Source organism: Pseudomonas sp. rhizo66 (genome assembly GCF_031931925.1).
Taxonomy (GTDB): Bacteria; Pseudomonadota; Gammaproteobacteria; order Pseudomonadales; family Pseudomonadaceae; genus Aquipseudomonas.
Map to the genome: position 1 here is coordinate 90,931 of NZ_JAUJWZ010000017.1, position 21,748 is coordinate 112,678.

Annotated in this window: 18 protein-coding genes; 11 read left to right on the top strand and 7 right to left on the bottom strand. The window is 59.9% G+C overall.

Going from position 1 to position 21,748, the window contains the following annotated elements:
- Nucleotides 1-37 precede the first annotated feature (37 nt).
- The 4 genes from QZR14_RS20170 to QZR14_RS20185 all read right to left on the bottom strand — a co-directional run bounded on the left by QZR14_RS20170 (nucleotide 38) and on the right by QZR14_RS20185 (nucleotide 4,982).
- Nucleotides 38-808 carry a sulfite exporter TauE/SafE family protein gene (locus QZR14_RS20170; RefSeq protein ID WP_311997549.1) on the bottom strand — a complete coding sequence of 257 codons (771 nt, stop codon included), beginning with the start codon at nucleotides 806-808 and terminating at the stop codon, nucleotides 38-40.
- 1 nt (nucleotide 809) lies between these two features.
- A complete protein-coding gene (gene selD / locus QZR14_RS20175) occupies nucleotides 810-1,859 on the bottom strand; it encodes a selenide, water dikinase SelD (protein ID WP_311997550.1) in 1,050 nt (349 codons plus the stop codon).
- Nucleotides 1,860-2,055: 196 nt separating this feature from the next.
- Nucleotides 2,056-3,339, bottom strand: a complete 1,284-nt coding sequence (locus tag QZR14_RS20180) for a Zn-dependent hydrolase (protein ID WP_250604395.1) — start codon at nucleotides 3,337-3,339, stop codon at nucleotides 2,056-2,058.
- Between the two features lie 158 nt (nucleotides 3,340-3,497).
- Complete coding sequence (locus tag QZR14_RS20185; RefSeq protein ID WP_311997551.1) at nucleotides 3,498-4,982, bottom strand: NCS1 family nucleobase:cation symporter-1; 1,485 nt, start codon at nucleotides 4,980-4,982, stop codon at nucleotides 3,498-3,500.
- Between the two features lie 625 nt (nucleotides 4,983-5,607).
- Between QZR14_RS20185 and hydA the strand changes: the two genes are divergently transcribed.
- From hydA to preA, 3 genes are all read left to right on the top strand, one after another.
- Nucleotides 5,608-7,047 carry a dihydropyrimidinase gene (hydA, locus tag QZR14_RS20190; RefSeq protein WP_311997552.1) on the top strand — a complete coding sequence of 480 codons (1,440 nt, stop codon included), beginning with the start codon at nucleotides 5,608-5,610 and terminating at the stop codon, nucleotides 7,045-7,047.
- A 164-nt stretch (nucleotides 7,048-7,211) separates the two neighbouring features.
- Nucleotides 7,212-8,579, top strand: a complete 1,368-nt coding sequence (locus QZR14_RS20195; RefSeq protein ID WP_311997553.1) for an NAD(P)-dependent oxidoreductase — start codon at nucleotides 7,212-7,214, stop codon at nucleotides 8,577-8,579.
- Nucleotides 8,580-9,854 carry an NAD-dependent dihydropyrimidine dehydrogenase subunit PreA gene (gene preA, locus QZR14_RS20200; protein WP_250604387.1) on the top strand — a complete coding sequence of 425 codons (1,275 nt, stop codon included), beginning with the start codon at nucleotides 8,580-8,582 and terminating at the stop codon, nucleotides 9,852-9,854.
- Between the two features lie 267 nt (nucleotides 9,855-10,121).
- Here preA and QZR14_RS20205 read toward each other — a convergent pair whose 3' ends face one another.
- Entirely contained in the window at nucleotides 10,122-10,742 is a 621-nt protein-coding gene (locus QZR14_RS20205; RefSeq protein ID WP_038365564.1) for a TetR/AcrR family transcriptional regulator, read from the bottom strand.
- 139 nt (nucleotides 10,743-10,881) lie between these two features.
- Here QZR14_RS20205 and copC point away from each other — a divergent pair, with 139 nt between their 5' ends.
- On the top strand, nucleotides 10,882-11,244 hold the full coding sequence (copC, locus tag QZR14_RS20210) for a copper homeostasis periplasmic binding protein CopC (protein WP_099756572.1): 363 nt from the start codon (nucleotides 10,882-10,884) through the stop codon (nucleotides 11,242-11,244).
- A gap of 3 nt (nucleotides 11,245-11,247) precedes the next feature.
- Complete coding sequence (copD, locus tag QZR14_RS20215) at nucleotides 11,248-12,105, top strand: copper homeostasis membrane protein CopD (protein ID WP_311997554.1); 858 nt, start codon at nucleotides 11,248-11,250, stop codon at nucleotides 12,103-12,105.
- Nucleotides 12,106-12,222: 117 nt separating this feature from the next.
- Here the strand turns inward: copD and QZR14_RS20220 are convergent, their stop codons facing one another.
- Both QZR14_RS20220 and QZR14_RS20225 read right to left on the bottom strand, forming a co-directional pair.
- Nucleotides 12,223-13,368 carry an HlyD family secretion protein gene (locus QZR14_RS20220; RefSeq protein WP_311997555.1) on the bottom strand — a complete coding sequence of 382 codons (1,146 nt, stop codon included), beginning with the start codon at nucleotides 13,366-13,368 and terminating at the stop codon, nucleotides 12,223-12,225.
- The gene (locus QZR14_RS20225; RefSeq protein WP_311997556.1) at nucleotides 13,365-15,020 is read right to left on the bottom strand and encodes an MFS transporter; all 1,656 of its coding nucleotides are present in this window, start codon (nucleotides 15,018-15,020) and stop codon (nucleotides 13,365-13,367) included. The genes QZR14_RS20220 and QZR14_RS20225 overlap by 4 nt, the downstream gene beginning before the upstream one ends.
- 325 nt (nucleotides 15,021-15,345) lie before the next feature.
- On the opposite strand from QZR14_RS20225, the gene QZR14_RS20230 reads away from it, so the two are divergent.
- The 6 genes from QZR14_RS20230 (at nucleotide 15,346) to QZR14_RS20255 (ending at nucleotide 21,725) form a co-directional block, all read left to right on the top strand.
- Nucleotides 15,346-16,641, top strand: a complete 1,296-nt coding sequence (locus QZR14_RS20230; protein ID WP_311997557.1) for an OprD family porin — start codon at nucleotides 15,346-15,348, stop codon at nucleotides 16,639-16,641.
- A 415-nt stretch (nucleotides 16,642-17,056) separates the two neighbouring features.
- On the top strand, nucleotides 17,057-17,881 hold the full coding sequence (locus QZR14_RS20235; protein WP_311997558.1) for an NAD-dependent epimerase/dehydratase family protein: 825 nt from the start codon (nucleotides 17,057-17,059) through the stop codon (nucleotides 17,879-17,881).
- A 30-nt stretch (nucleotides 17,882-17,911) separates the two neighbouring features.
- On the top strand, nucleotides 17,912-18,805 hold the full coding sequence (locus tag QZR14_RS20240; RefSeq protein WP_311997559.1) for an SMP-30/gluconolactonase/LRE family protein: 894 nt from the start codon (nucleotides 17,912-17,914) through the stop codon (nucleotides 18,803-18,805).
- 64 nt (nucleotides 18,806-18,869) lie between these two features.
- Nucleotides 18,870-19,841 carry a TRAP transporter substrate-binding protein gene (locus tag QZR14_RS20245; protein ID WP_311997560.1) on the top strand — a complete coding sequence of 324 codons (972 nt, stop codon included), beginning with the start codon at nucleotides 18,870-18,872 and terminating at the stop codon, nucleotides 19,839-19,841.
- Between the two features lie 76 nt (nucleotides 19,842-19,917).
- Nucleotides 19,918-20,445: a TRAP transporter small permease gene (locus QZR14_RS20250; RefSeq protein ID WP_311997561.1), complete on the top strand. Its 528-nt coding sequence runs from the start codon at nucleotides 19,918-19,920 to the stop codon at nucleotides 20,443-20,445.
- The gene (locus tag QZR14_RS20255) at nucleotides 20,445-21,725 is read left to right on the top strand and encodes a TRAP transporter large permease (RefSeq protein ID WP_250604369.1); all 1,281 of its coding nucleotides are present in this window, start codon (nucleotides 20,445-20,447) and stop codon (nucleotides 21,723-21,725) included. The genes QZR14_RS20250 and QZR14_RS20255 overlap by 1 nt, the downstream gene beginning before the upstream one ends.
- The last annotated feature ends 23 nt before the right edge of the window (nucleotides 21,726-21,748 follow it).

Sequence of the window (21,748 nt, forward strand, 5' to 3'; positions counted from 1 at the left end):
AGGATGCTGCCCGAGATACCCGGACAGTCGTGGTTATTCAGATGATCAAGCGCGCCATAAGCTGAATCGAACAGAGCAGAACAAAAGCATTGAGCGCGCGCTTCAAATGCCTGGCCTCCAGTCGATGAGACAAGGCAGCGCCAAAAAAACCGCCCAGCACAATCCCGATCACCAGTTCACCGGTGTAACCGAGAAACTCCCCCGTCGAGCCCAGCCGGCCAAACAAAGCCCCACTGGCGCCGATGATGCCGATCAGCGCCGAGGTCGAAATGGCTTGTTTGATGGGCAGGCCGAACAGGCTGATCAACACCGGCAGATAAATGAATCCGCCACCCTGCCCAACCAGCCCGCACAACACCCCAAGCACCAACCCCGTCAACGGCAGCGACAGCGTCGGGTAGTTGCACAACAAGGCAACCGGCTGGCGGAACAGATACGTCACCAGCAGCGACAACAGTCCCAGCAGTCCGAAGACAAACAGAATGAAGTTCTCACTGAACGCTTCGGCATGGACCGAGGCGAAAAAATTGGCAACGGCCATCGGTATCGCGAAGTTTCTGATCACTCGCCAATCCGGCTGAAAGCGGACTCGGTGCAGCGCAAACGAAACCAGCGAAGAGAAAAAGCCCTGCGCGGAAGACAGCCCCGTGACCACTTCAATCGGTAACTTCTGACCGGCCAACATCGGATAAACCAGCACCAGCAGAGGCGTCACAATGATGCCTCCACCGATACCGAACAGGCCCGACATGAACCCGGCCATCACTCCCACACCGGTCATGACCGGGTAGAACGTCATGGCAGTCATCTCAGCACACCTTGATCTTGCCCGCCCCGTCCGTCACCCGGCCGATCACCATCAGATCGGGGCACAACGATTGCCACGCTTGTCGGTTTTCCGCCAGGCACGCTTCGCTGACGGTAAACAGCAACCCGCCGTTGGTTTGCGGATCGTGCAGCAGAAACTTGTGCGCCAGTGACAGCTCGCCGAGGTATTCGACGTGCTGCGCGTACTTTCTGATGTTGGCGAAAACGCCGCTTTCAGATGAAGTCACCGCCACCGCCAATGATTCGGCACCGTCATAAAAAGCCAGTGCAGCGCTGTCCAGCATGACATCCAGCTGCCCCAGCCCGACCATTTCACTGATATGCCCGATCAAGCCGAACCCGGTAATGTCGGTCAGGCTGCTGACCTCGGGACTGGCGCTCAGGGTGCGGCCAAACTCGTTGTCACCGGTGATCAGCGCCAGGGTGGGCGGAGCAATATCCGCTTGTTCGAGAATCCCGGCCTTCAGCGCGCTGGCGAGGATGCCTACGCCCAGCGGACGCGTCATCACCAACACATCGCCGGCCTTGGCGGTGTTGTTCTTTTTCAAACGATTTTTTTCGACCTGGCCGATGATTGAAAAGCCGTAGAGCGGTTGGCTGTTCTTGATCGTGTGCCCGCCAACGATACTGACATTGAACTTGTTCATGACTGACTGGGCGCCGAGGATCATCTGCGTGACCTGCTCCACCGGTACCAGCTCGGGGTCGAATGCCATGATCGAGTTGGCAATCAACGGATAACCGCCAGAAGCAAAGACATCGCTCACCGCGTTGCTCGCCGCCAATTGGCCGAACACATAAGGATCGTTGACGATCGGGGAGAAATAATCGGTCGTGAACAACAGGTAATTGTCGCCGTTGTCATACACGGCGCAATCATCGGAGGACTCGAAACCCAGAACAACTTTGTCATCCGCAACGGTATTGGCCGCGGCGGTTTCCGACAAGATTCTGCTCAACACGCTGGATGGGATCTTGCACCCGCACCCGCCACTCTCAGATTTATCCATAATCTGGCAAAACGTCGACATCAGACTTCCTTAGAATCCATTTTCCGTTTTAAAAACAGAGCGTTACCCCGCTCAGCACCTGTTACATCATGTTTCAGGCAGGGGCAAAATCGCACACTCTGATGACGGAAATATGACAAGGCGAAGAGATTTCGACGTCTGAACAATGACAACGGGATAACCGCTATTGAGCGGTTACCCCGTTTTTAATACGCGCTCACGCCGCGCGCTGACCGCCCGCCACCATCGCCGAAGCCGCCAGCATCGCCCGCAACAACACCGCACACCCCGCCGCCAGATCATCCGGCGCGGCGTTTTCGATTTCGTTGTGGCTGATGCCGCCTTCACACGGCACGAAAATCATCCCGGCCGGGCCGAGTTCGGCAAGGAAAATCGCGTCATGCCCGGCGCCGCTGACGATGTCCATATTCGACAAGCCAAGGCCTTTTGCCGCACCGCGCACGGCTTCCACACAACCTTTTTCGAAGTACAGCGGCGGGAAGTCAGCAGTAGGCGTCAGTTCGTAGGTAAGGCCATGTTCTTCACAAGTGGCGTCGATGACTTGCTTCACCTCGGCAATCATCGAGTCGAGGCGCGCCGGTTCCAGGTGACGAAAGTCGAGGGTCATGCGCACCTCGCCGGGGATGACGTTGCGCGAGCCGGGATAGGCTTGCAGGCAACCGACCGTGCCGCAGGCGTGGGGTTGATGGCCGAGGGCGGCGCGGTTGACCGCACCGACGATTACCGAGGCGCCGACCAGCGCGTCTTTACGCAGGTGCATCGGCGTCGGGCCGGCGTGGGCTTCGACGCCGCGCAGCTTGAGGTCAAACCACTTCTGCCCCAGCGCGCCCAGTACGACGCCGATGGTTTTTTGCTCGTCTTCGAGGATCGGGCCTTGTTCGATGTGCGCCTCGAAATAAGCGCCGACCTTATGCCCGCTGACCTTGCGCGAACCAGCGTAGCCGATGGCGTTGAGCGCTTCACCAACGGTCACACCATCGGCATCGACTTTGGCCAGGGTTTCTTCGAGGGTGAATTTCTCCGCGAACACCCCGGAGCCCATCATGCACGGGGCGAAGCGCGATCCTTCTTCGTTGGTCCAGACCACCACTTCCAGCGGCGCTTCGGTTTCCACTTTCAGGTCGTTGAGGGTGCGCAGGACTTCGACGCCGGCGAGCACGCCGAAGCAGCCGTCGAACTTGCCGCCGGTAGGCTGGGTATCGATGTGGCTGCCGGTCATCACCGGCGGCAGGTCGGGATTGCGCCCCGGGCGCCGGGCGAAGATGTTGCCGACGGCATCGACCGTGACGCTGCACCCGGCGTCCTTGCACCATTGCACGAAGAGGTCGCGGGCCTGGCGATCGAGGTCGGTCAGGGCCAGGCGACAGACCCCGCCCTTGACCGTGGCGCCGAGCTTGGCCAGCTCCATGAGCGACGCCCACAGGCGATCGCGGTTGATGTGCTGATGGCTCGATTGGAGAACGTCTACGGCTGCGTTCATGGGGATCTCCTCAGGCTGCTTTTCTTATGGATATTTCTCTGGTGTCGGGTAGACCGCTATCGCTGGCAAGCCAGCTCCCACAGGTTTTTGAGTGAACACACAATTTGTGTACGACTCGATCCCTGTGGGAGCTGGCTTGCCAGCGATGGGGCCCTCATTCACACCGCTGTTTTCACGACCGAAGGCTGCGCACGCATCACGCACAACCCGTAATAAATAATCCCGCCCAGCGCCGAACCGGTGAACCAGCCGTAGCTGTAGAACCAGCTGAACGCATCGCTGCCCAGCGACAGCAAGGTCAACACCACCGGCACACCGAACGCGAGAAACCCGGCCCAGTTCCATGCCGGATAGACGTCGTCGCGGTACAACCCGGCCAGGTCCAGTTGCTGTTTCTTGATCAGGAAATAGTCCACCACCATGATCCCGGCGATCGGCCCGAGCAGGCTCGAATAACCCAGCAACCAGTTGGAATACACGGTTTCGAGGCTGACATCGGAGACGATCAAACCGAGTTTTTTCAGCAGCTCATGGCCCATCAACACCAGTCCGACAAAGCCTGTCAGCAACACGGCTTTGGTGCGGTTGATCACTTTGGGCGCGATGTTCTGGAAGTCGTTGGTCGGGGAGACGATATTGGCGGCGGTGTTGGTCGACAGCGTGGCGATGATGATCAGCGCCATCGCCACCGCCACCCACACCGGGCTCTGGATGTGACCGATCAGGCTGACCGGATCGGAGACGGTGACACCGACCAGTTTCACCGACGCGGCCGTCATGATCACGCCGAGCGAAGCGAACAGAAACATCGTCAGCGGCAGGCCAAAAATCTGCCCGAGAATCTGATCCTTCTGGCTCTTGGCGTAACGGCTGAAGTCAGGAATGTTCAGCGACAACGTCGCCCAGAAACCGACCATCGCCGTCAGTCCGGCGGCGAAGTAACTGACCACACTGGCGCCCTCCGGACGCTTGGCCGGAATCGCCAGCAGCTCGGTCATCGACACATTAGGCATCGCCCACACCAGCAGGCCGATGCCGACCGCCACCAGCAACGGCGCCGACAAGGTTTCCAGCCATTTGATCGACTCGGCGCCGCGGATCACCACCCACAGATTCAGCGCCCAGAAAATCATGAAACCAATCACCTCCCCCGTACCGCCGAGGGATTTCCAGCCCTCGAACACTGAGCCGAGAAACAGGTGAATCGCCAACCCGCCAAACATCGTCTGAATGCCGAACCAGCCACACGCCACCAGTGCGCGAATCAGACACGGCACGTTGGAACCGAGAATGCCGAACGACGAGCGCAGCAACACCGGAAAGGGAATGCCGTACTTGGTGCCGGGAAAGGCGTTGAGCGTGAGTGGAATCAGGACGATGACGTTGGCGAACAGAATTGCCAGCAACGCTTCACCAACGGTCAGGCCAAAGTAAGCGGTGAGTACGCCGCCGAGGGTGTAGGTCGGCACGCAGATCGACATGCCGACCCACAGCGCGGTGATGTGCCATTTGTTCCAGGTTCGTTCATGCACCTTGGTCGGTGCCATGTCGTGGTTGTAACGGGGACTGTCGAGGACGTCGCTGCCGGCTTCAAGCTCGAACAAGCCGTCGCGCTCGGTCACTTGCGATCTGATCTGTTGCATGGCCGCTCCACTGTTCTTCTGATTATTTTTTTGCTCATCAGGCGACTGGCACACAAGGGTGCGAGCCGGACGATGGCCGGAGGAACTGACAACTTTCGTGCACCGGCCATGGTGTCAGCGGCGGCATCAATAAACGTGCCGGGTGCCCCGCTTGCGCATCGGGCCGAGGGTTAAACGCTGTGCAACTTTCTGATATTCATCAGTTTTAATTATTTATCTGCTGAGCCCGTGGAAACTTGTCTGAACGCTCAGGCTAGACGTCTGGCAAGTTGTCCGAACTGTCAGGACTCAATCTGGTGCACTGCACTTTTTTTCATCGTGAGCGAGCAACCGCAGCTCAACTTCAAGCGGCTGATTTCACATAGGAAATCTTGCTCATATTTCCATCCTGTCAAGTGCGTCAAAATGGTGAACAGCCTCACCATTTTGGTGATTTTGTATTTTTATCGTTATTTTTCATACACTTAAAACAGTCATTAGCTTATAAAAAATAATCTTGCTCTATTGCAAATCTGCGACTAGTTTCTATTCCTGACAGCGCTGACAGGAATACACCCTGCAACGCCGTACATCAATAAAACATCTAGAACCGGCACAAGTCGGTCATGCCTGCGAGGAACTCGGAATGTCTCTGTTGATCCGTGGCGCCACCGTTGTTACCCATGATGAAAGTTATCGCGCCGACGTCTATTGCGCCGACGGCGTGATCAAAGCCATCGGTGAAAATCTTGATGTTCCCGCTGGTGCCGCAGTCCTCGACGGCAGCGGCCAGTACCTGATGCCCGGCGGCATCGATCCGCACACCCACATGCAACTCCCCTTCATGGGCACCGTGGCCAGTGAGGATTTCTACAGTGGCACGGCGGCCGGTCTGGCCGGCGGTACCACGTCGATCATCGATTTTGTTATTCCCAATCCGCAGCAGTCGCTGATGGAGGCCTTTCATCAGTGGCGCGGCTGGGCGGAAAAGTCCGCCTCCGACTATGGCTTCCACGTCGCGATCACCTGGTGGAGCGAGCAGGTGCGTGAGGAAATGGCCGAGCTGGTCAGCCATCACGGCATCAACAGCTTCAAGCATTTCATGGCGTACAAAAACGCGATCATGGCCGCTGACGACACGCTGGTGGCGAGTTTCGAGCGCTGCCTGGAACTCGGCGCGGTGCCGACCGTGCACGCGGAAAACGGCGAACTGGTCTATCACCTGCAACGCAAGTTGATGGCCCAGGGCATCACCGGGCCGGAAGCGCATCCGCTGTCGCGGCCCTCGCAGGTTGAGGGCGAAGCGGCGAGTCGGGCGATTCGTATTGCTGAAACCATTGGCACGCCGTTGTACCTGGTGCACGTTTCGACCAAGGAAGCCCTCGACGAAATCACCTATGCGCGCAGCAAGGGCCAACCGGTGTACGGCGAAGTCCTCGCCGGGCATTTGCTGCTCGACGATAGCGTCTATCAACACCCGGACTGGCAGACCGCTGCCGGTTACGTGATGAGCCCGCCGTTCCGTCCGCGCGGGCATCAAGAGGCGCTGTGGCACGGACTGCAAAACGGCAATCTGCACACCACCGCGACTGACCACTGCTGCTTCTGCGCCGAGCAAAAAGCCGCCGGCCGCGATGACTTCAGCAAGATTCCCAATGGTACGGCCGGCATCGAAGATCGCATGGCGGTGTTGTGGGATGAAGGCGTCAACAGTGGGCGTTTTTCGATGCAGGATTTCGTCGCCCTCACCTCCACCAACACCGCGAAAATCTTCAACCTGTATCCGCGCAAAGGCGCGATTCGCGTCGGTGCCGATGCCGACCTGGTGCTGTGGGACCCGCAAGGCACCCGCACCATCTCCGCCAAGACCCACCATCAGCAGGTGGACTTCAACATCTTCGAAGGCAAGACCGTGCGCGGCGTGCCGAGCCATACCATCAGCCAGGGCCGGCTGGTTTGGGCCGACGGCGACCTGCGTGCCGAGCGTGGTGCCGGACGGTATATCGAACGGCCGGCGTACCCGGCGGTGTTTGATTTGCTGAGCAAGCGGGCTGAGTTGCAAAAGCCGACTGCTGTGAAACGCTGAAAGCGGCCTTCGGCCTATCGCTGGCAAGCCAGCTCCCACAGGGATCTGTGGTGCTCACAAAACCTTGTGGGAGCTGGCTTGCCAGCGATGAGGCCATCCCGAACGCCACAAAAACCACTGCCCATCAGAGGCAGAGAACCTCAATAACCGTGAGGCACAAAACCGTGATCGAGACCCTGAACCATCTCCCCCACCCGCACGAAAGCGCGGCCGCCCTCGCCGGGCATTTCACCGATCTGGCGCCGCCGCTCAACGCCCGGCAGGCGCATCTGGAAGCCTCGCGCTGCCTGTATTGCTACGACGCCCCGTGCGTCAATGCGTGCCCGAGCGAGATCGACATCCCGTCGTTCATCCGCAACATTCATCAAGACAACGTGCCCGGTGCGGCGCAGAAAATCCTTTCGGCGAACATCCTCGGCGGCAGTTGCGCGCGGGTCTGTCCGACGGAAATCCTTTGCCAGCAAGCCTGCGTACGCAATAACGCTCAGGAATGCGCGCCGGTGCTGATCGGCCTGCTGCAACGCTACGCCGTGGACAATGCGCACTTCACCGAGCACCCGTTCCAGCGTGCTGCCGCCACTGGCAAACGCATCGCCGTGGTCGGTGCCGGGCCGGCCGGTTTGTCCTGCGCTCACCGCTGTGCCATGCACGGGCATGACGTGGTGATTTTCGAAGCGCGGGAGAAGGCTGGCGGCCTCAATGAATACGGGATCGCCAAGTACAAACTGGTCGACGACTATGCGCAGAAGGAACTGGATTTCCTCCTGCAGATCGGCGGCATCGAGATTCGTCACGGGCAGAAACTCGGTGACAACCTGACGCTGAGCGAACTGCATCAACAGTTCGACGCGGTGTTCCTCGGCCTCGGTCTCAACGCCAGCAAGCAACTCGGCCTGCCTCACGAAGATGCTCCGGGCCTGCTCGCCGCCACCGATTACATTCGCGAACTGCGCCAGGCCGATGACCTCACGCAACTGCCACTGGCCGAACGCTGCATCGTGCTCGGCGCCGGCAACACGGCGATCGACATGGCCGTGCAAATGGCCCGCCTCGGTGCCCGCGACGTCAATCTGGTCTATCGCCGTGGCGCCGCCGACATGGGCGCCACCGGTCATGAACAGGACATCGCCAAAGCCAATCAGGTACGCCTGCTGACCTGGGCGCAACCGGAAGAGGTGCTGCTCGACGCGCAGGGCCAGGTGCGCGGCATGCGTTTCGCCCGCACCGATCTGGTCGACGGTCGCCTGCAAACCACTGGCGAAACTTTCGAGCTGGCTGCTGACGCGATCTTCAAAGCCATCGGCCAGGCCTTCGACGGCAGCGCCCTCGCCGACCCGTTGGCGCGTGAACTCAAGCGTCAGGGCGAACGCATCTACGTCGATGAGAACCTGCGCACCAGCATCCCCGGCGTGTATGCCGGCGGCGACTGCACCAGCCTCGATCAGGACCTCACCGTACAAGCCGTGCAGCACGGCAAACGCGCCGCCGAGGCGATCAACGCTCAACTGATGCTTAACGTGGAGGCTGCGTAAATGGCCGATCTGTCGATTGTCTTCGCTGGCATCAAAGCGCCGAATCCGTTCTGGCTGGCCTCTGCGCCACCCACCGACAAAGCTTACAACGTCGTCCGCGCCTTCGAAGCAGGCTGGGGTGGCGTGGTGTGGAAAACCCTCGGCGAGGACCCGGCGGCGGTCAACGTGTCGTCGCGTTACTCGGCGCACTACGGCAATAACCGTGAAGTGTTGGGCATCAACAATATCGAGCTGATCACCGACCGTTCGCTGGAAATCAACCTGCGCGAAATCACTCAGGTCAAGAAGGACTGGCCGGATCGCGCGCTGATCGTTTCGTTGATGGTGCCGTGTGTCGAGGAGTCGTGGAAACACATTCTGCCGCTGGTGGAAGCGACTGGCGCTGACGGTATCGAACTGAACTTCGGCTGCCCCCACGGCATGCCCGAGCGCGGCATGGGTGCGGCGGTCGGCCAGGTGCCGGAGTACGTCGAGCAGGTCACGCGCTGGTGCAAGACCTATTGTTCGCTGCCGGTGATCGTCAAACTGACGCCGAACATCACCGACATCCGCGTCGCCGCCCGCGCGGCCCATCGCGGTGGTGCGGACGCGGTGTCGCTGATCAATACGATCAACTCGATCACCAGCGTCGACCTGGAACACATGGTTGCCCTGCCCACCGTCGGCAGCAAAAGCACCCACGGCGGTTACTGCGGCTCGGCGGTGAAACCGATTGCGCTGAACATGGTCGCCGAGATTGCCCGCGATCCGCAGACCCAGGGCTTGCCGATCTGTGGCATTGGCGGCATCGGCAGTTGGCGCGATGCGGCGGAATTCATGGCGTTGGGCAGCGGCGCGGTGCAGGTGTGCACGGCGGCGATGCTGCATGGCTTCCGCATTGTCGAGGAGATGAAGGACGGCTTGTCGCGGTGGATGGACAGTCAGGGCTACGCCAACATCGCCGAGTTCTCCGGGCGCGCGGTGGGCAATACCACGGACTGGAAATACCTCGACATCAACTATCAGGTGATCGCGAAGATTGATCAGGACGCGTGCATTGGTTGCGGGCGCTGCCACATTGCTTGCGAGGACACCTCACACCAGGCGATCAGCAGTCTGAAGCAGGCGGATGGCACGCATAAATATGAAGTGATCGATGAGGAGTGTGTGGGTTGTAATTTGTGCCAGATCACATGCCCGGTGGCGGATTGCATCGAGATGGTGCCGATTGAGACTGGGAAGCCGTTTCTCGATTGGAATCATGATCCGCGCAATCCGTATCACGTTGCGCTCTAGCCCCTCACCCTAACCCTCTCCCAAAGGGAGAGGGGACTGATCCGGGGATATTTCAGAAATCCACCGACCTGAACGATTTGCTTTGAATCCATAATCGATACATGCACAGGCACGGACGGCTAATCGAAACAGGCAAAGGCTCGGACGGCTTTTTGAATCCATAATCGACTGGATTTTTCAGGTCGATGTACCTCGAAAGACACCTCGGTAGGCCCCCTCTCCCTCCGGGAGAGGGCTGGGGTGAGGGTCGGCCGTTGACGGTGATCTTCAGGGCTCCAACCCGATCCCACGCAAAATCACACTCGTCACCGTCTGCACCGCCCGCTCAAACTGCATGTCCGACAACGGCTGATGCTCATTCAGAATATTCACCTGATGATCAAAGTCGGCATAGTGCTGGGTCGACGCCCAAATCATGTACAGCAGACTCGACGGTTCCACCGGCAAAATCCGCTTGTCCTCGACCCACTGACGAATCTTCGCTTCCTTCATCTTCGCCCAGTCATACAGGCTGACATCCAGCGCCTCGCCCAAGGTCGGTGCACCGTGAATGATCTCGTTGGCCCAGACTTTCGAGCCATACGGACGGCTGCGCGAGTGGTTCATCTTGGCGCGGATATAGCTGCTCAGCACCACGCGCGGATCGTCGAACATCTCGAAGCACAGCGCATCCTGTTTCCACACTTCCAACAGGTCGAACAGCACCGCGCTGTACAGCTCGCTCTTGGTGCTGAAGTAGTAATGCAGGTTGGAGCGCGGCAGTTGCACCTCCGCTGCGATGTCGGCCATGGCGGTGCCGCCGAAGCCTTTTTCGGCGAAGACTTTTTCCGCCGCGAGGAGGATTTTCTCGACGTTACTGCGACGAATCTCGATCTTGTGATTGCCCATGAGGGCTCCCTGACAACAGCGTTGCCCAAGACTAGCATCCGCTCTGGTCCGCGGGCGACCGCTGCAAACAAAACTTCGTACTGGCGTCAGCGGATGGCTAAACTGACGCTTCTTCGATCCTGCCTCAGAGGTATCCGCGATGCTGTTCAAGAACGTCCTGACCACCACCGCCCTGCTCGCTTCGCTGTTCGCCGCATCTTCCGTGTTTGCCCATGCCCACCTGAAAAGCCAGACCCCGGCCGCCGACAGCACCGTCGCCGCTCCCGCCGATTTGCGCCTGACCTTTTCCGAAGGTGTCGAGGCCAGTTTCACCAAAGTCACGTTGACTCGCGATGGCGCACCGGTCGCGGTCAAGCCGCTAACCACCGAGGGCGACAAGAAAACCCTGATCGTCACACCGGCCGCTCCGCTGAGCGCCGGCGAGTACAAAGTCGAATGGCATGCGGTGTCGGTGGACACGCACAAAAGCGAAGGCGCCTACCAGTTCAAGGTGGGTCAGTAATTCATGAGTGAAGCGCTGGTGCTGTGCCGCTTCGTGCATTTCATCGTGGTGTTGATGCTGTTCGGGGCCTGGCTGTTCAGGCCGTTGCTGCTCACGGATGAAGCGCCGCAAGTGGATCGGTACCTGGCGCGACTGGCGCGCTGGCTGGCTGCGATGGCGCTGGTCAGCGGGATTGCCTGGGCACTTTTGATTACCGCAAGCATGGCCGGCTCGACTGCAGCGGCGTTTGATCCGGACACGCTTGCGCGGGTGCTGGGCAATACGTTTTTTGGTCAGGTGTGGCGCTGGCATCTGCTGATCAATGCCGCGCTGCTGGCCTTGCTGTTCACGCCTTGGCGTTCAAACATGCCGTTGCGACTCGGTTTGAGCGCGTTGTTGCTGGCGACCCTGGCACCGGTCGGGCACGGCGCCATGCTCGATGGTTTGAGTGGGCAATTGCTGATTTTCAACCAGATCGTGCATCTGACCTGCGTAGCGGCGTGGCTCGGCGGGCTGTTATTGCTGGTGCTGATTCTGCGTCAGCCGACGGAGCCGGTGAATGAAGTTTTGCGACGTTTCAGCGGGATCGGTTATGCGCTGGTCGCGGGGTTGCTGATCACGGGTTTGATCAACGTACGCGTGCTGACCGGCCAGTGGTGGCCGACGCCGTTGTTCAACGGGTTTGCGTTGATTCTGCTGATCAAGGCGCTGACCGTGCTGGGGATGCTTGGGTTGGCGCTGTTCAATCGCTTGCGGATTAATGATTGCGAGCAGCGGATGGAGACGCTCAGGCGCAGCGTGATGCTGGAGTGGTTGCTCGGCATTGGTGCCGTAGCCGCCGTATCCCTGCTCGGCACCCTGCCCCCGATGATCACAACCTGAAACACGATCCCCCTGTGGGAGCTGGCTTGCCAGCGATGGCGGTGTGTCAGGAACAGATATTTCGGATATGCCGACGTCATCGCTGGCAAGCCAGCTCCCACAGGGTTATGCATTGTGTCAGTGAGGCTGGGTGTCGCCCGCGGCGGTGTCGATGCTGACCACCACCGACATCCCCGGCCGCAACCGTTCCTCTTCCTGCTGATCCGGATCGATGGTGATCCGCACCGGCACCCGCTGGGCAATTTTCACGAAGTTGCCGGTGGCGTTGTCCGCCTGCAGCAGGGCAAATTCAGAACCGGTGCCCGGGGAAATATGCTGCACATGCCCGGTGAACTTACGGTGGTTCAGCGCATCGACGGTGAAGCGTACCGGTTGCCCGACGCGGACGTTGTCCATCTGGGTTTCCTTCATGTTGGCGATCACCCATTTCTGGTTCGGCACCAACGCCATCAACTGCGCCCCGGAGTTGACGTAAGCGCCGAGGCGCACGCCGATCTGCCCGAGCTGACCGTCACGCGGGGCGACAATACGCGTATTCGACAGGTCGATCCGCGCCAGTTGCACCGCTGCTTCGGCGCTGGCCACCGCTGCTTCCAGCGAGCCACGATTGACGATCACCGTTTGCAGATCCTGACGGGCGATTTCCAGATTGGCCTTGGCCTGCGCGACCGCCGCAATGCTTTGCGCATTGGCTGCCAGCGCTACATCCATCTCACGCTTGGACACCGAACCGTCGCGCACCAACTCCTGATTACGGCGCAGATCGGCCTCGCTTTTGCGCAACTGCGCTTCGCTGTCAGCCTGCACCGCCTGACGCAATTTGATCGTCGCCTCGGCGCTGTTGCGTTGCTGCACCACATTGGCCAATGCAGCTTTCTGCACCGCCAGCTGCGCCAGCGACTGGTCGAGACGCTGCTGATAGATGCGGTCGTCCAGCCGCACCAGCAAATCGCCGGCCTTCACGTACTGGAAATCCTGCACCGGCACTTCATACACATAGCCGGCGAGCTGCGGGCCGATGATCGTCACCTGCCCGCGCACCAGTGCGTTTTCGGTGGTCTCGACCGCACTGCTGAACGGCGGCAATTGCCACGCATAGAGCACGATCAACACACCGACGATGGCAATCGCCGCGAAGCCCATTGAAGAGATGATCCGCACCCGCAGCGAGCGTGGCTCGGTGTTCGGCGATGACGGCGGCGCCACGCCTTCAGGCGTGGCGGCAATGGCATTGGTGGTGGTTGTGGTGGTCGGTTCGGTCATGAAGTAGAGGCACCGCTAGGAGGTACGGAAGGCGCCGTGGCGACGGCTTTGGTGGTGCTCATCAGCCACAGCGCACGAATGGACAGCCAGATCATGGTCAGCACCGCAATCACGGCGATCAGCATGAACACATCGTTATAGGCCAGCACGTTGGCCTCGCGGGTCGCGGCGTTGGACAGGCTGCGAATCCCCGCCAGGTTGCGCAGGCTCGGGTCGGCCAGCAACGAGCCGTACGCCGAGCCGCCGCTCTGCACGCGCGCGGCCACCAACGGGTCATACAGTGTCAGGTGCTCAACGATGTGACTGGAATGAAATTTTTCCCGGACGATCTGAAAGGTGCCCAGCAGTGCCGCGCCCAGCAGGCCGCCGAGGTTGTTGCAGATCCCGAACAGCACAGAAAAACTCACCAGGTTGCGTGGATTGGTCAGCACATTGCGCGTACCGAAGACCATGGTCGGGCCGAGGAAAAACGTACTGCCGAAGGCCAGCAGGAATTGACTGAAGTAGAGGTTTTCCGGGCGGGTCAGGTTGTTGGAAAAACTGTCCATCACCGACCCGGTGGCCATCAGGCCCAGCGAGATGATCAATGGCATCAGCAGGTGTTTGGGGTCGATGGTCAGCGCACTGGTCAATAGCCCGGCGACACTGCCGATCAGCATCACCACGTAGAGGCTGTGCAGTTGCTCATAGCCCATGTTCAGGTTCTGCATGAAACCGACCGCACCGGTCGACTGCTCCGAGGTGACCATGCGAATCAGGGTCACCGCCAGCGCCAGGCGGATCATCGTTCCGCTGCCAAGCCAACGGGTCATCAGCAGCGGGTTGCTGCGATTATGTTCGATGGCCAGACCGGCGAGGATCAAAGCAATCGAGGCGGCCAGCGCATAGCCGATCCAGTTGGCCTCCAGCCACCAGTCAATCCGCCCCAGCGACAACACCGCACACAGCAGCGCCACGCCCGTGGCGAGAATGGCGAAGGTGAGGAAGTCGAGTTTTTCGAAGGTTTTGAAACGGTCGCCCGGCGGCAGCTTGAGCAGCAATACGCAGCCCAGCGACAGCAGTGCCATGCCCAGTTCGAAGAGATAGAGGCCGCGCCATTCGGCGATCTGCAGCAAATCTTCCGAGAATAATCGCGCCAGCGGCAGCGCCAGTTGTGAGGTACCGAGGCCGAGCACCAGGGCCTTCATGCGCCACTTCGCCGGGAACGCCTGGACCATGTAATACAGACCCAGCGAACTCAGTGCCGCGCCGACCATGCCGTGGGCCGCGCGCACCGCCACCGCCGAATTCAGGTCATTGACGAACAAATGGCCGAAGGTCACCAGCGCATACAGCACCAGAAATACCTCGGTGAATGCACGCAAACCGAACTGCTGGCGAAACTTCACCAGCAGCAGGTTCATCGATACGTTGGTCATCACGAACGCCGCCGGCAACCAGGCCATTTCCGCCGTGGTCGCGCCCAATGCACCTTGCAGGTAAGGCAGGTTGGCCACCACTAGCGAGTTGCCCAAGCCACCGGTCACCGCCACCAGCACGCCGACCAAGGCATAGGCCAGGCGCTTGGGGTTGGAGTGCAACGGCGTCGAAGGGGAACCGGGCAGACTGGGCTTTTCGTGGGGCTGCCAGTTGCGCGGGGCGTATTGATCCATGGACAGGCCTTGTGCGGAAGGTGGGTGAAGTTTGCCGCAAATTCACCGGCAACACACTCATCCCCTGTCATCCACCAAACCCTGTGGGAGCTGGCTTGCCAGCGATGAGGCCGGCATATCCAGCATCCTTGTTGAATGACACTACGCAATCGCTGGCAAGCCAGCGCCCACAGGTTTTAGCGATAAGTTGAAAATTCGGGCACGACAAGGTCATCGTATAACTGGCAGTTGACTTTCCCGTAAAACCTAGGAAATATCCGCATCCATGTTGTACGACGACGTATGACAAATAATAAAAACAACAAACGATTCAGGGAGCGTCACAGTGAGCACACTTGTCTGCAGTTCCGTCCGCCCTTTCCGCTTTGCCACGCTTCGACCACGCACCACCCTTGGCCTGATCGGCTGCAGCAGCCTGGCCCTGGCCTTGCCGATGAGCGCCGATGCCGAAGGCTTTCTCGAAGACAGCAAAGCCACGCTGAACCTGCGCAATGCCTACTTCAACCGTAACTTCGTCAACCCGGCCAACCCGCAGGGCAAGGCTGAAGAGTGGACGCAAAACTTCATCCTCGATGCCAAATCCGGCTTCACCCAAGGCACGGTCGGCTTCGGGCTCGACATCCTTGGCATGTACTCGCAAAAGCTCGATGGCGGCAAAGGCACGGGCGGCACGCAACTGTTGCCGATCCACGATGACGGGCGCCCGGCAGACAACTTCGGTCGCCTCGGTGTGGCGCTGAAGGCCAAGGTTTCGAAGACTGAACTGAAGGTCGGCGAATGGATGCCGGTGCTGCCGATCCTGCGTTCCGACGATGGCCGTTCGCTGCCGCAGACCTTTCGCGGCGGCCAGATCACGTCCACCGAGATCAACGGTCTGACTGTCTACGGCGGCCAGTTCCGCGGCAACAGCCCGCGCAACGACGCGAGCATGGAAGACATGTCAATGAACGGCCGTGGCGCGTTCACTTCCGACCGCTTCAACTTCGGCGGCGGCGAATACACCTTCAACGACAAGCGCACGCTGGTCGGCGTGTGGTACGCCGAGCTCAGCGACATCTACCAACAGCAGTATTTCAACCTCAGCCATAGCCAGCCGCTGGGCGACTGGACGCTGGGTGCCAACCTCGGTTTCTTCACCGGCAAAGAAGACGGCAGCGCCCAGGCCGGCGACCTCGACAACAAGACCGCGTTCGCCCTGCTCTCGGCCAAATACGGCGGCAACACCTTCTATGTCGGCCTGCAAAAACTCAGCGGCGACGATGCGTGGATGCGGGTCAACGGCACGAGCGGCGGCACCCTGGCCAACGACAGTTACAACGCCAGTTATGACAATGCCAAAGAGCGCTCCTGGCAGTTGCGCCACGACTACAACTTCGTCGCCCTCGGCATCCCCGGCCTGACCCTGATGAACCGCTACATCAGCGGTGACAACGTGCACACAGCCAGCACCACTGATGGCAAGGAATGGGGCCGCGAGTCGGAACTGGCCTACACGGTGCAGAGCGGCCCGTTGAAAAACCTCAACGTGAAATGGCGCAACGCGACGATACGCCGCGACTTCAGCACCAACGAGTTTGACGAGAACCGGATCTTTATCAGTTATCCGATTTCGTTGTTGTAAAGCCAGTCGCCACACCGAGCTTCCCTGTGGAAGCGAGCCTGCTCGCGAAGGCGGCGTGTCAGGCGATGCAAGAGTTGCCTGCACCGGCCTCATCGCTGGCAAGCCAGCTCCCACAGGTATCGAAGTTGTTTTCGATGTCTGTGTCCACCACAACACCCTGTGGGAGCTGGCTTGCCAGCGATGGCGGCGGCAGATTCACCATTGATGTTGATTGACACACCGCCTTCGCGAGCAGGCTCGCTCCCTCAAGGGGGTTGCGTAGCTACGAAGTCATTGTGGTGATCGAAAAGTGTTTTGGGCCTTCCGTCATTTACACCGAAAGTCGCGTTGACAAGTTCCGGAAACCCTACCGATACTTCAGCGCAGTCATACGACAACCTACAACAAACCTAATAACAACGTGTAAGGGCTTGCCATGACGTCTACCTCTACTCCCCGCGCCCCTTTCAACCGCCTGCTGCTGACCGGCGCCGCCGGGGGCCTGGGCAAAGTCCTGCGCGAACGTATGCGCCCTTATGCCAATGTCCTGCGCCTGTCAGACATTGCCGCCCTCGCCCCGGCCGTCGACGATCGCGAAGAAGTCGTCCCGTGCGATCTGGCCGACAAACACGCCGTGCACCAACTGGTCGAAGGCGTCGACGCGATCCTGCATTTCGGCGGCGTCTCCGTAGAACGGCCCTTCGAAGAAATCCTCGGCGCCAACATCAGCGGCGTGTTTCACATTTACGAAGCGGCGCGCCGGCATGGCGTCAAGCGCGTGATCTTCGCCAGCTCGAACCACGTCATCGGTTTCTACAAACAGGACGAAAAACTCGACGCCACCTCGGCGCGCCGTCCCGATGGTTACTACGGTTTGTCCAAGTCCTACGGCGAAGACATGGCCAGTTTCTATTTCGATCGCTACGGCATCGAGACCGTCAGCATCCGCATCGGCTCCTCGTTCCCCGAGCCGCAGAACCGCCGAATGATGCACACCTGGCTGAGCTTCGACGATCTCACGCAACTGCTCGAACGCGCGCTATACACGCCGAACGTCGGCCACACCGTGGTCTACGGTATGTCCGCCAACAAGGACGTCTGGTGGGACAACAAATTCGCCAGCCACCTCTGTTTTGCCGCGAAGGACAGCTCCGAAGTGTTCCGCGAAAAAGTCGAAGCACAGCCCATGCCGGCCGCCGATGACCCGGCGCGGATCTACCAGGGCGGCGCGTTCGTCGCGGCAGGTCCGTTCGGCGACTGATCCCCCTGACAACGACGCAAAGGAATGAGTATGCAAGCCGAATTGATCGTCGATGCCCGTAACGCCGTGGGCGAAAGCCCGGTCTGGGTACCGCAGGAAAACGCGCTGTATTGGGTGGATATTCCTAACGGCGGGTTGCAACGCTGGAGCGCCGACACCGGCCACGTGCATGCCTGGAAAACCCCGGAAATGCTCGCCTGCATCGCCCGTCACAGCAGTGGCGGCTGGGTCGCTGGCATGGAGAGCGGCTTTTTCCATCTGCACCCGCACAGCGATGGCAGCCTCGACAGCGAATTGCTCGCCACCGTGGCGCACAGCCGCACAGACATGCGCCTTAACGATGGTCGCTGCGACCGCCAAGGGCGCTTCTGGGCCGGCAGCATGGTGCTGAACATGGGCCTGAATGCGCCCGAAGGCCGGCTCTATCGCTACGGCGCCGGGCAGTCTGGCGTGATCGAAGCGCAGCTCGACGGTTTCATCGTGCCCAACGGCCTCGGTTTCAGCCCTGACGGCAAGACGATGTACCTGTCCGATTCGCACCCCGACGTGCAACTGATCTGGGCGTTCGATTACGACACCGAGACCGGCACGCCGTCGAATCGTCGAGTGTTCGTCGACATGAACCACTTTCCCGGACGGCCCGATGGCGCTGCCGTGGATGCTGAAGGTTTTTACTGGATCTGCGCCAACGACGCCGGCCTGATTCACCGCTTCGCGCCGGACGGTCGTCTGGATTTCTCACTGGAGGTGCCGGTGAAAAAACCGACCATGTGTGCCTTCGGCGGTGACCGGATGGACACCTTGTTCGTGACTTCGATTCGTCCCGGCGACGACCATGATCCGCAATCTCTCGCAGGCGGCGTGTTCGCCCTGAACCCCAACGTCAAAGGCCTGCCGGAGCCGATGTTCGACGCTTTGCTGTAACACCCGCTTCTGCTGCACCGCTGCGCCTTGAACACAACAATAACAAGACTGGAGACTCACCCCCATGCACTTCAAACGCACCTTGCTGGCCGCTGCACTCCCGCTGATGTTTACCTTCACTGGCGCCGCTCAGGCCCTGCAACTCAAATTTGCCGACATCCATCCCGCCGGTTATCCAACCGTGGTGGCCGAAGAAAACATGGGCAAGACCCTGACCAAGGAAACCAACGGCGAGCTGACCTTTCAGTACTTCCCCGGCGGTGTGCTGGGTTCCGAAAAGGAAGTCATCGAGCAGATGCAGGTCGGCGCAGTACAGCTGTCTCGCGTCAGCCTGGGTATCGTCGGCCCGGTGGTACCGGACGTGAACGTGTTCAACATGCCGTTCATCTTCCGCGACCATCAACACATGCGTAACGTCATCGACGGCCCGGTGGGCGACGAAATCCTCGACAAAATCACCCACTCCGAATTCGGCCTGGTGGCCCTGGCCTGGATGGACGGCGGCACGCGCAACGTCTACACCAAGAAACCGGTGCGCAAGCTCGAAGACCTCAAGGGCATGAAAATCCGCGTGCAAGGCAACCCGATGTTCATCGACATGATGAACGCCATGGGCGGCAACGGTATCGCCATGGACACCGGCGAAATCTTCAGTGCCCTGCAGACCGGCGTGATCGACGGCGCGGAAAACAACCCGCCAACCCTGCTCGAACATAACCACTTCCAGAACGCGAAGTACTACAGCCTCACCGGACACCTGATCCTGCCAGAGCCGATCGTGATGTCGAAAATCACTTGGGAAAAACTGACCCCGGATCAACAAACGCTGGTCAAGACCGCCGCCAAGGCTGCCCAGGCTGAAGAGCGTGTGCTGTGGGACAAGAAGTCCGCTGCCAGTGAGGAAAAACTCAAGGCCGCCGGCGTCGAGTTCATCGAGGTCGACAAGAAACCCTTCTACGACGCCACCGCTCCGGTGCGGGAAAAGTACGGCGCGAAATATGCCGACCTGATCAAGAAAATCGAAGCCGTTCAGTAACGCCTCCCGCTCCGTAATTTTGAAAAAGGCCCGGCGCACCTGATGACTCAGGCGCGCCCGGTTACGGTGGAACCCGATGAAGAATCTAGTGCTGCGTATCAACGACAAGATCTACATGACGTGTATCTGGGTCGCCGGTCTTTCGGTCCTGGCGATTTCCCTGATGATTCCCTGGGGTGTGTTCGCCCGCTACGTGCTGGGCACCGGCTCGAGCTGGCCCGAGCCCACGGCGATTCTGTTGATGATGGTGTTTACCTTCATCGGCGCCGCCGCCAGTTACCGCGCCGGTGCGCATATGGCCGTGGCCATGCTCACCGACCGCATGCCTCCACAGCTGAGATCTGCGGCGGCGATATTCTCGCAACTGCTCATGGCGGCGATCTGCATCTTCATGACGATCTGGGGCGCCAAGCTCTGCATGTCCACCTGGAACCAGTTCATGGCGGCCCTTCCCGATCTGCGGGTGGGCGTGACTTATCTGCCGATTCCTGTGGGCGGCTTGCTGACGCTGGTTTTTGTTCTGGAAAAACTCTTGCTCGGTGACCAGAGCAAACGGCGGGTCGTGCAGTTCGACCTGGTGGAAGAAAGTGAAGGTGCCGCTTAATGGACGCTTTGATACTGCTGGGCAGTTTTATCGTATTGATCCTGATCGGCATGCCCGTCGCCTACGCGCTGGGCGCCGCCGCGCTGATCGGTGCATGGTGGATCGATATCCCGTTCCAGGCGGTGATGATCCAGGTCGCGTCAGGGGTGAACAAATTCTCGCTGCTGGCCATTCCGTTCTTCGTGCTGGCCGGTGCGATCATGGCCGAGGGCGGCATGTCGCGCCGGCTGGTGGCGTGTGCCGGGGTACTGGTGGGTTTTGTCCGCGGCGGTCTGTCACTGGTCAACATTGTCGCCTCGACCTTTTTCGGCGCGATTTCCGGCTCGTCGGTGGCCGACACCGCATCGGTGGGTTCGGTGCTGATTCCGGAAATGGAACGCAAGGGTTATCCACGGGAGTTCTCCACCGCCGTGACCGTCAGCGGCTCGGTGCAAGCCCTGCTGACTCCGCCAAGCCATAACTCGGTGCTCTACTCCCTGGCCGCCGGTGGTACGGTTTCGATTGCCTCGCTGTTCATGGCGGGCATCGTGCCAGGCTTGATGATGAGTGCCTGCCTGATGGTGCTGTGCCTGATCTTCGCGAAAAAGCGCAACTACCCCAAAGGTGAAGTCATCCCGATGCGCCAGGCGCTGAAAATCGTCGGCGAAGCCCTCTGGGGCATGATGGCGATGGTGATCATCCTCGGCGGCATCCTCTCGGGGATCTTCACCGCAACCGAGTCGGCGGCCATCGCCGTGCTGTGGTCGTTCTTCGTCACCATGTTCATCTACCGCGACTACAAGTGGAGCGAACTGCCGAAACTGATGCACCGCACCGTGCGGACGATTTCGATCGTGATGATCCTGATCGGTTTCGCCGCGAGCTTCGGCTACATCATGACCCTGATGCAGATCCCGGCGAAGATCACTACGCTGTTCCTGACCCTGTCGGACAACCGCTACGTGATCCTGATGTGCATCAACGTCATGCTGCTGTTGCTCGGCACGGTGATGGACATGGCGCCGCTGATCCTGATCCTCACGCCGATCCTGATGCCGGTGATTCTCGGCATCGGCGTGGATCCGGTGCAGTTCGGCATGATCATGCTGGTGAATTTGGGCATCGGTCTGATAACGCCGCCGGTAGGCGCGGTGCTGTTCGTCGGTTCAGCGGTGGGCAAGGTCAGCATCGAGAGCACCGTGAAAGCGCTGCTGCCGTTTTACGCGGTGCTGTTTCTGGTGCTGATGCTGGTCACATACGTTCCGGCGATTTCGCTGTGGTTGCCGCATCTGGTGTTGTAACACCCTAAAAGATCGTCCGATCG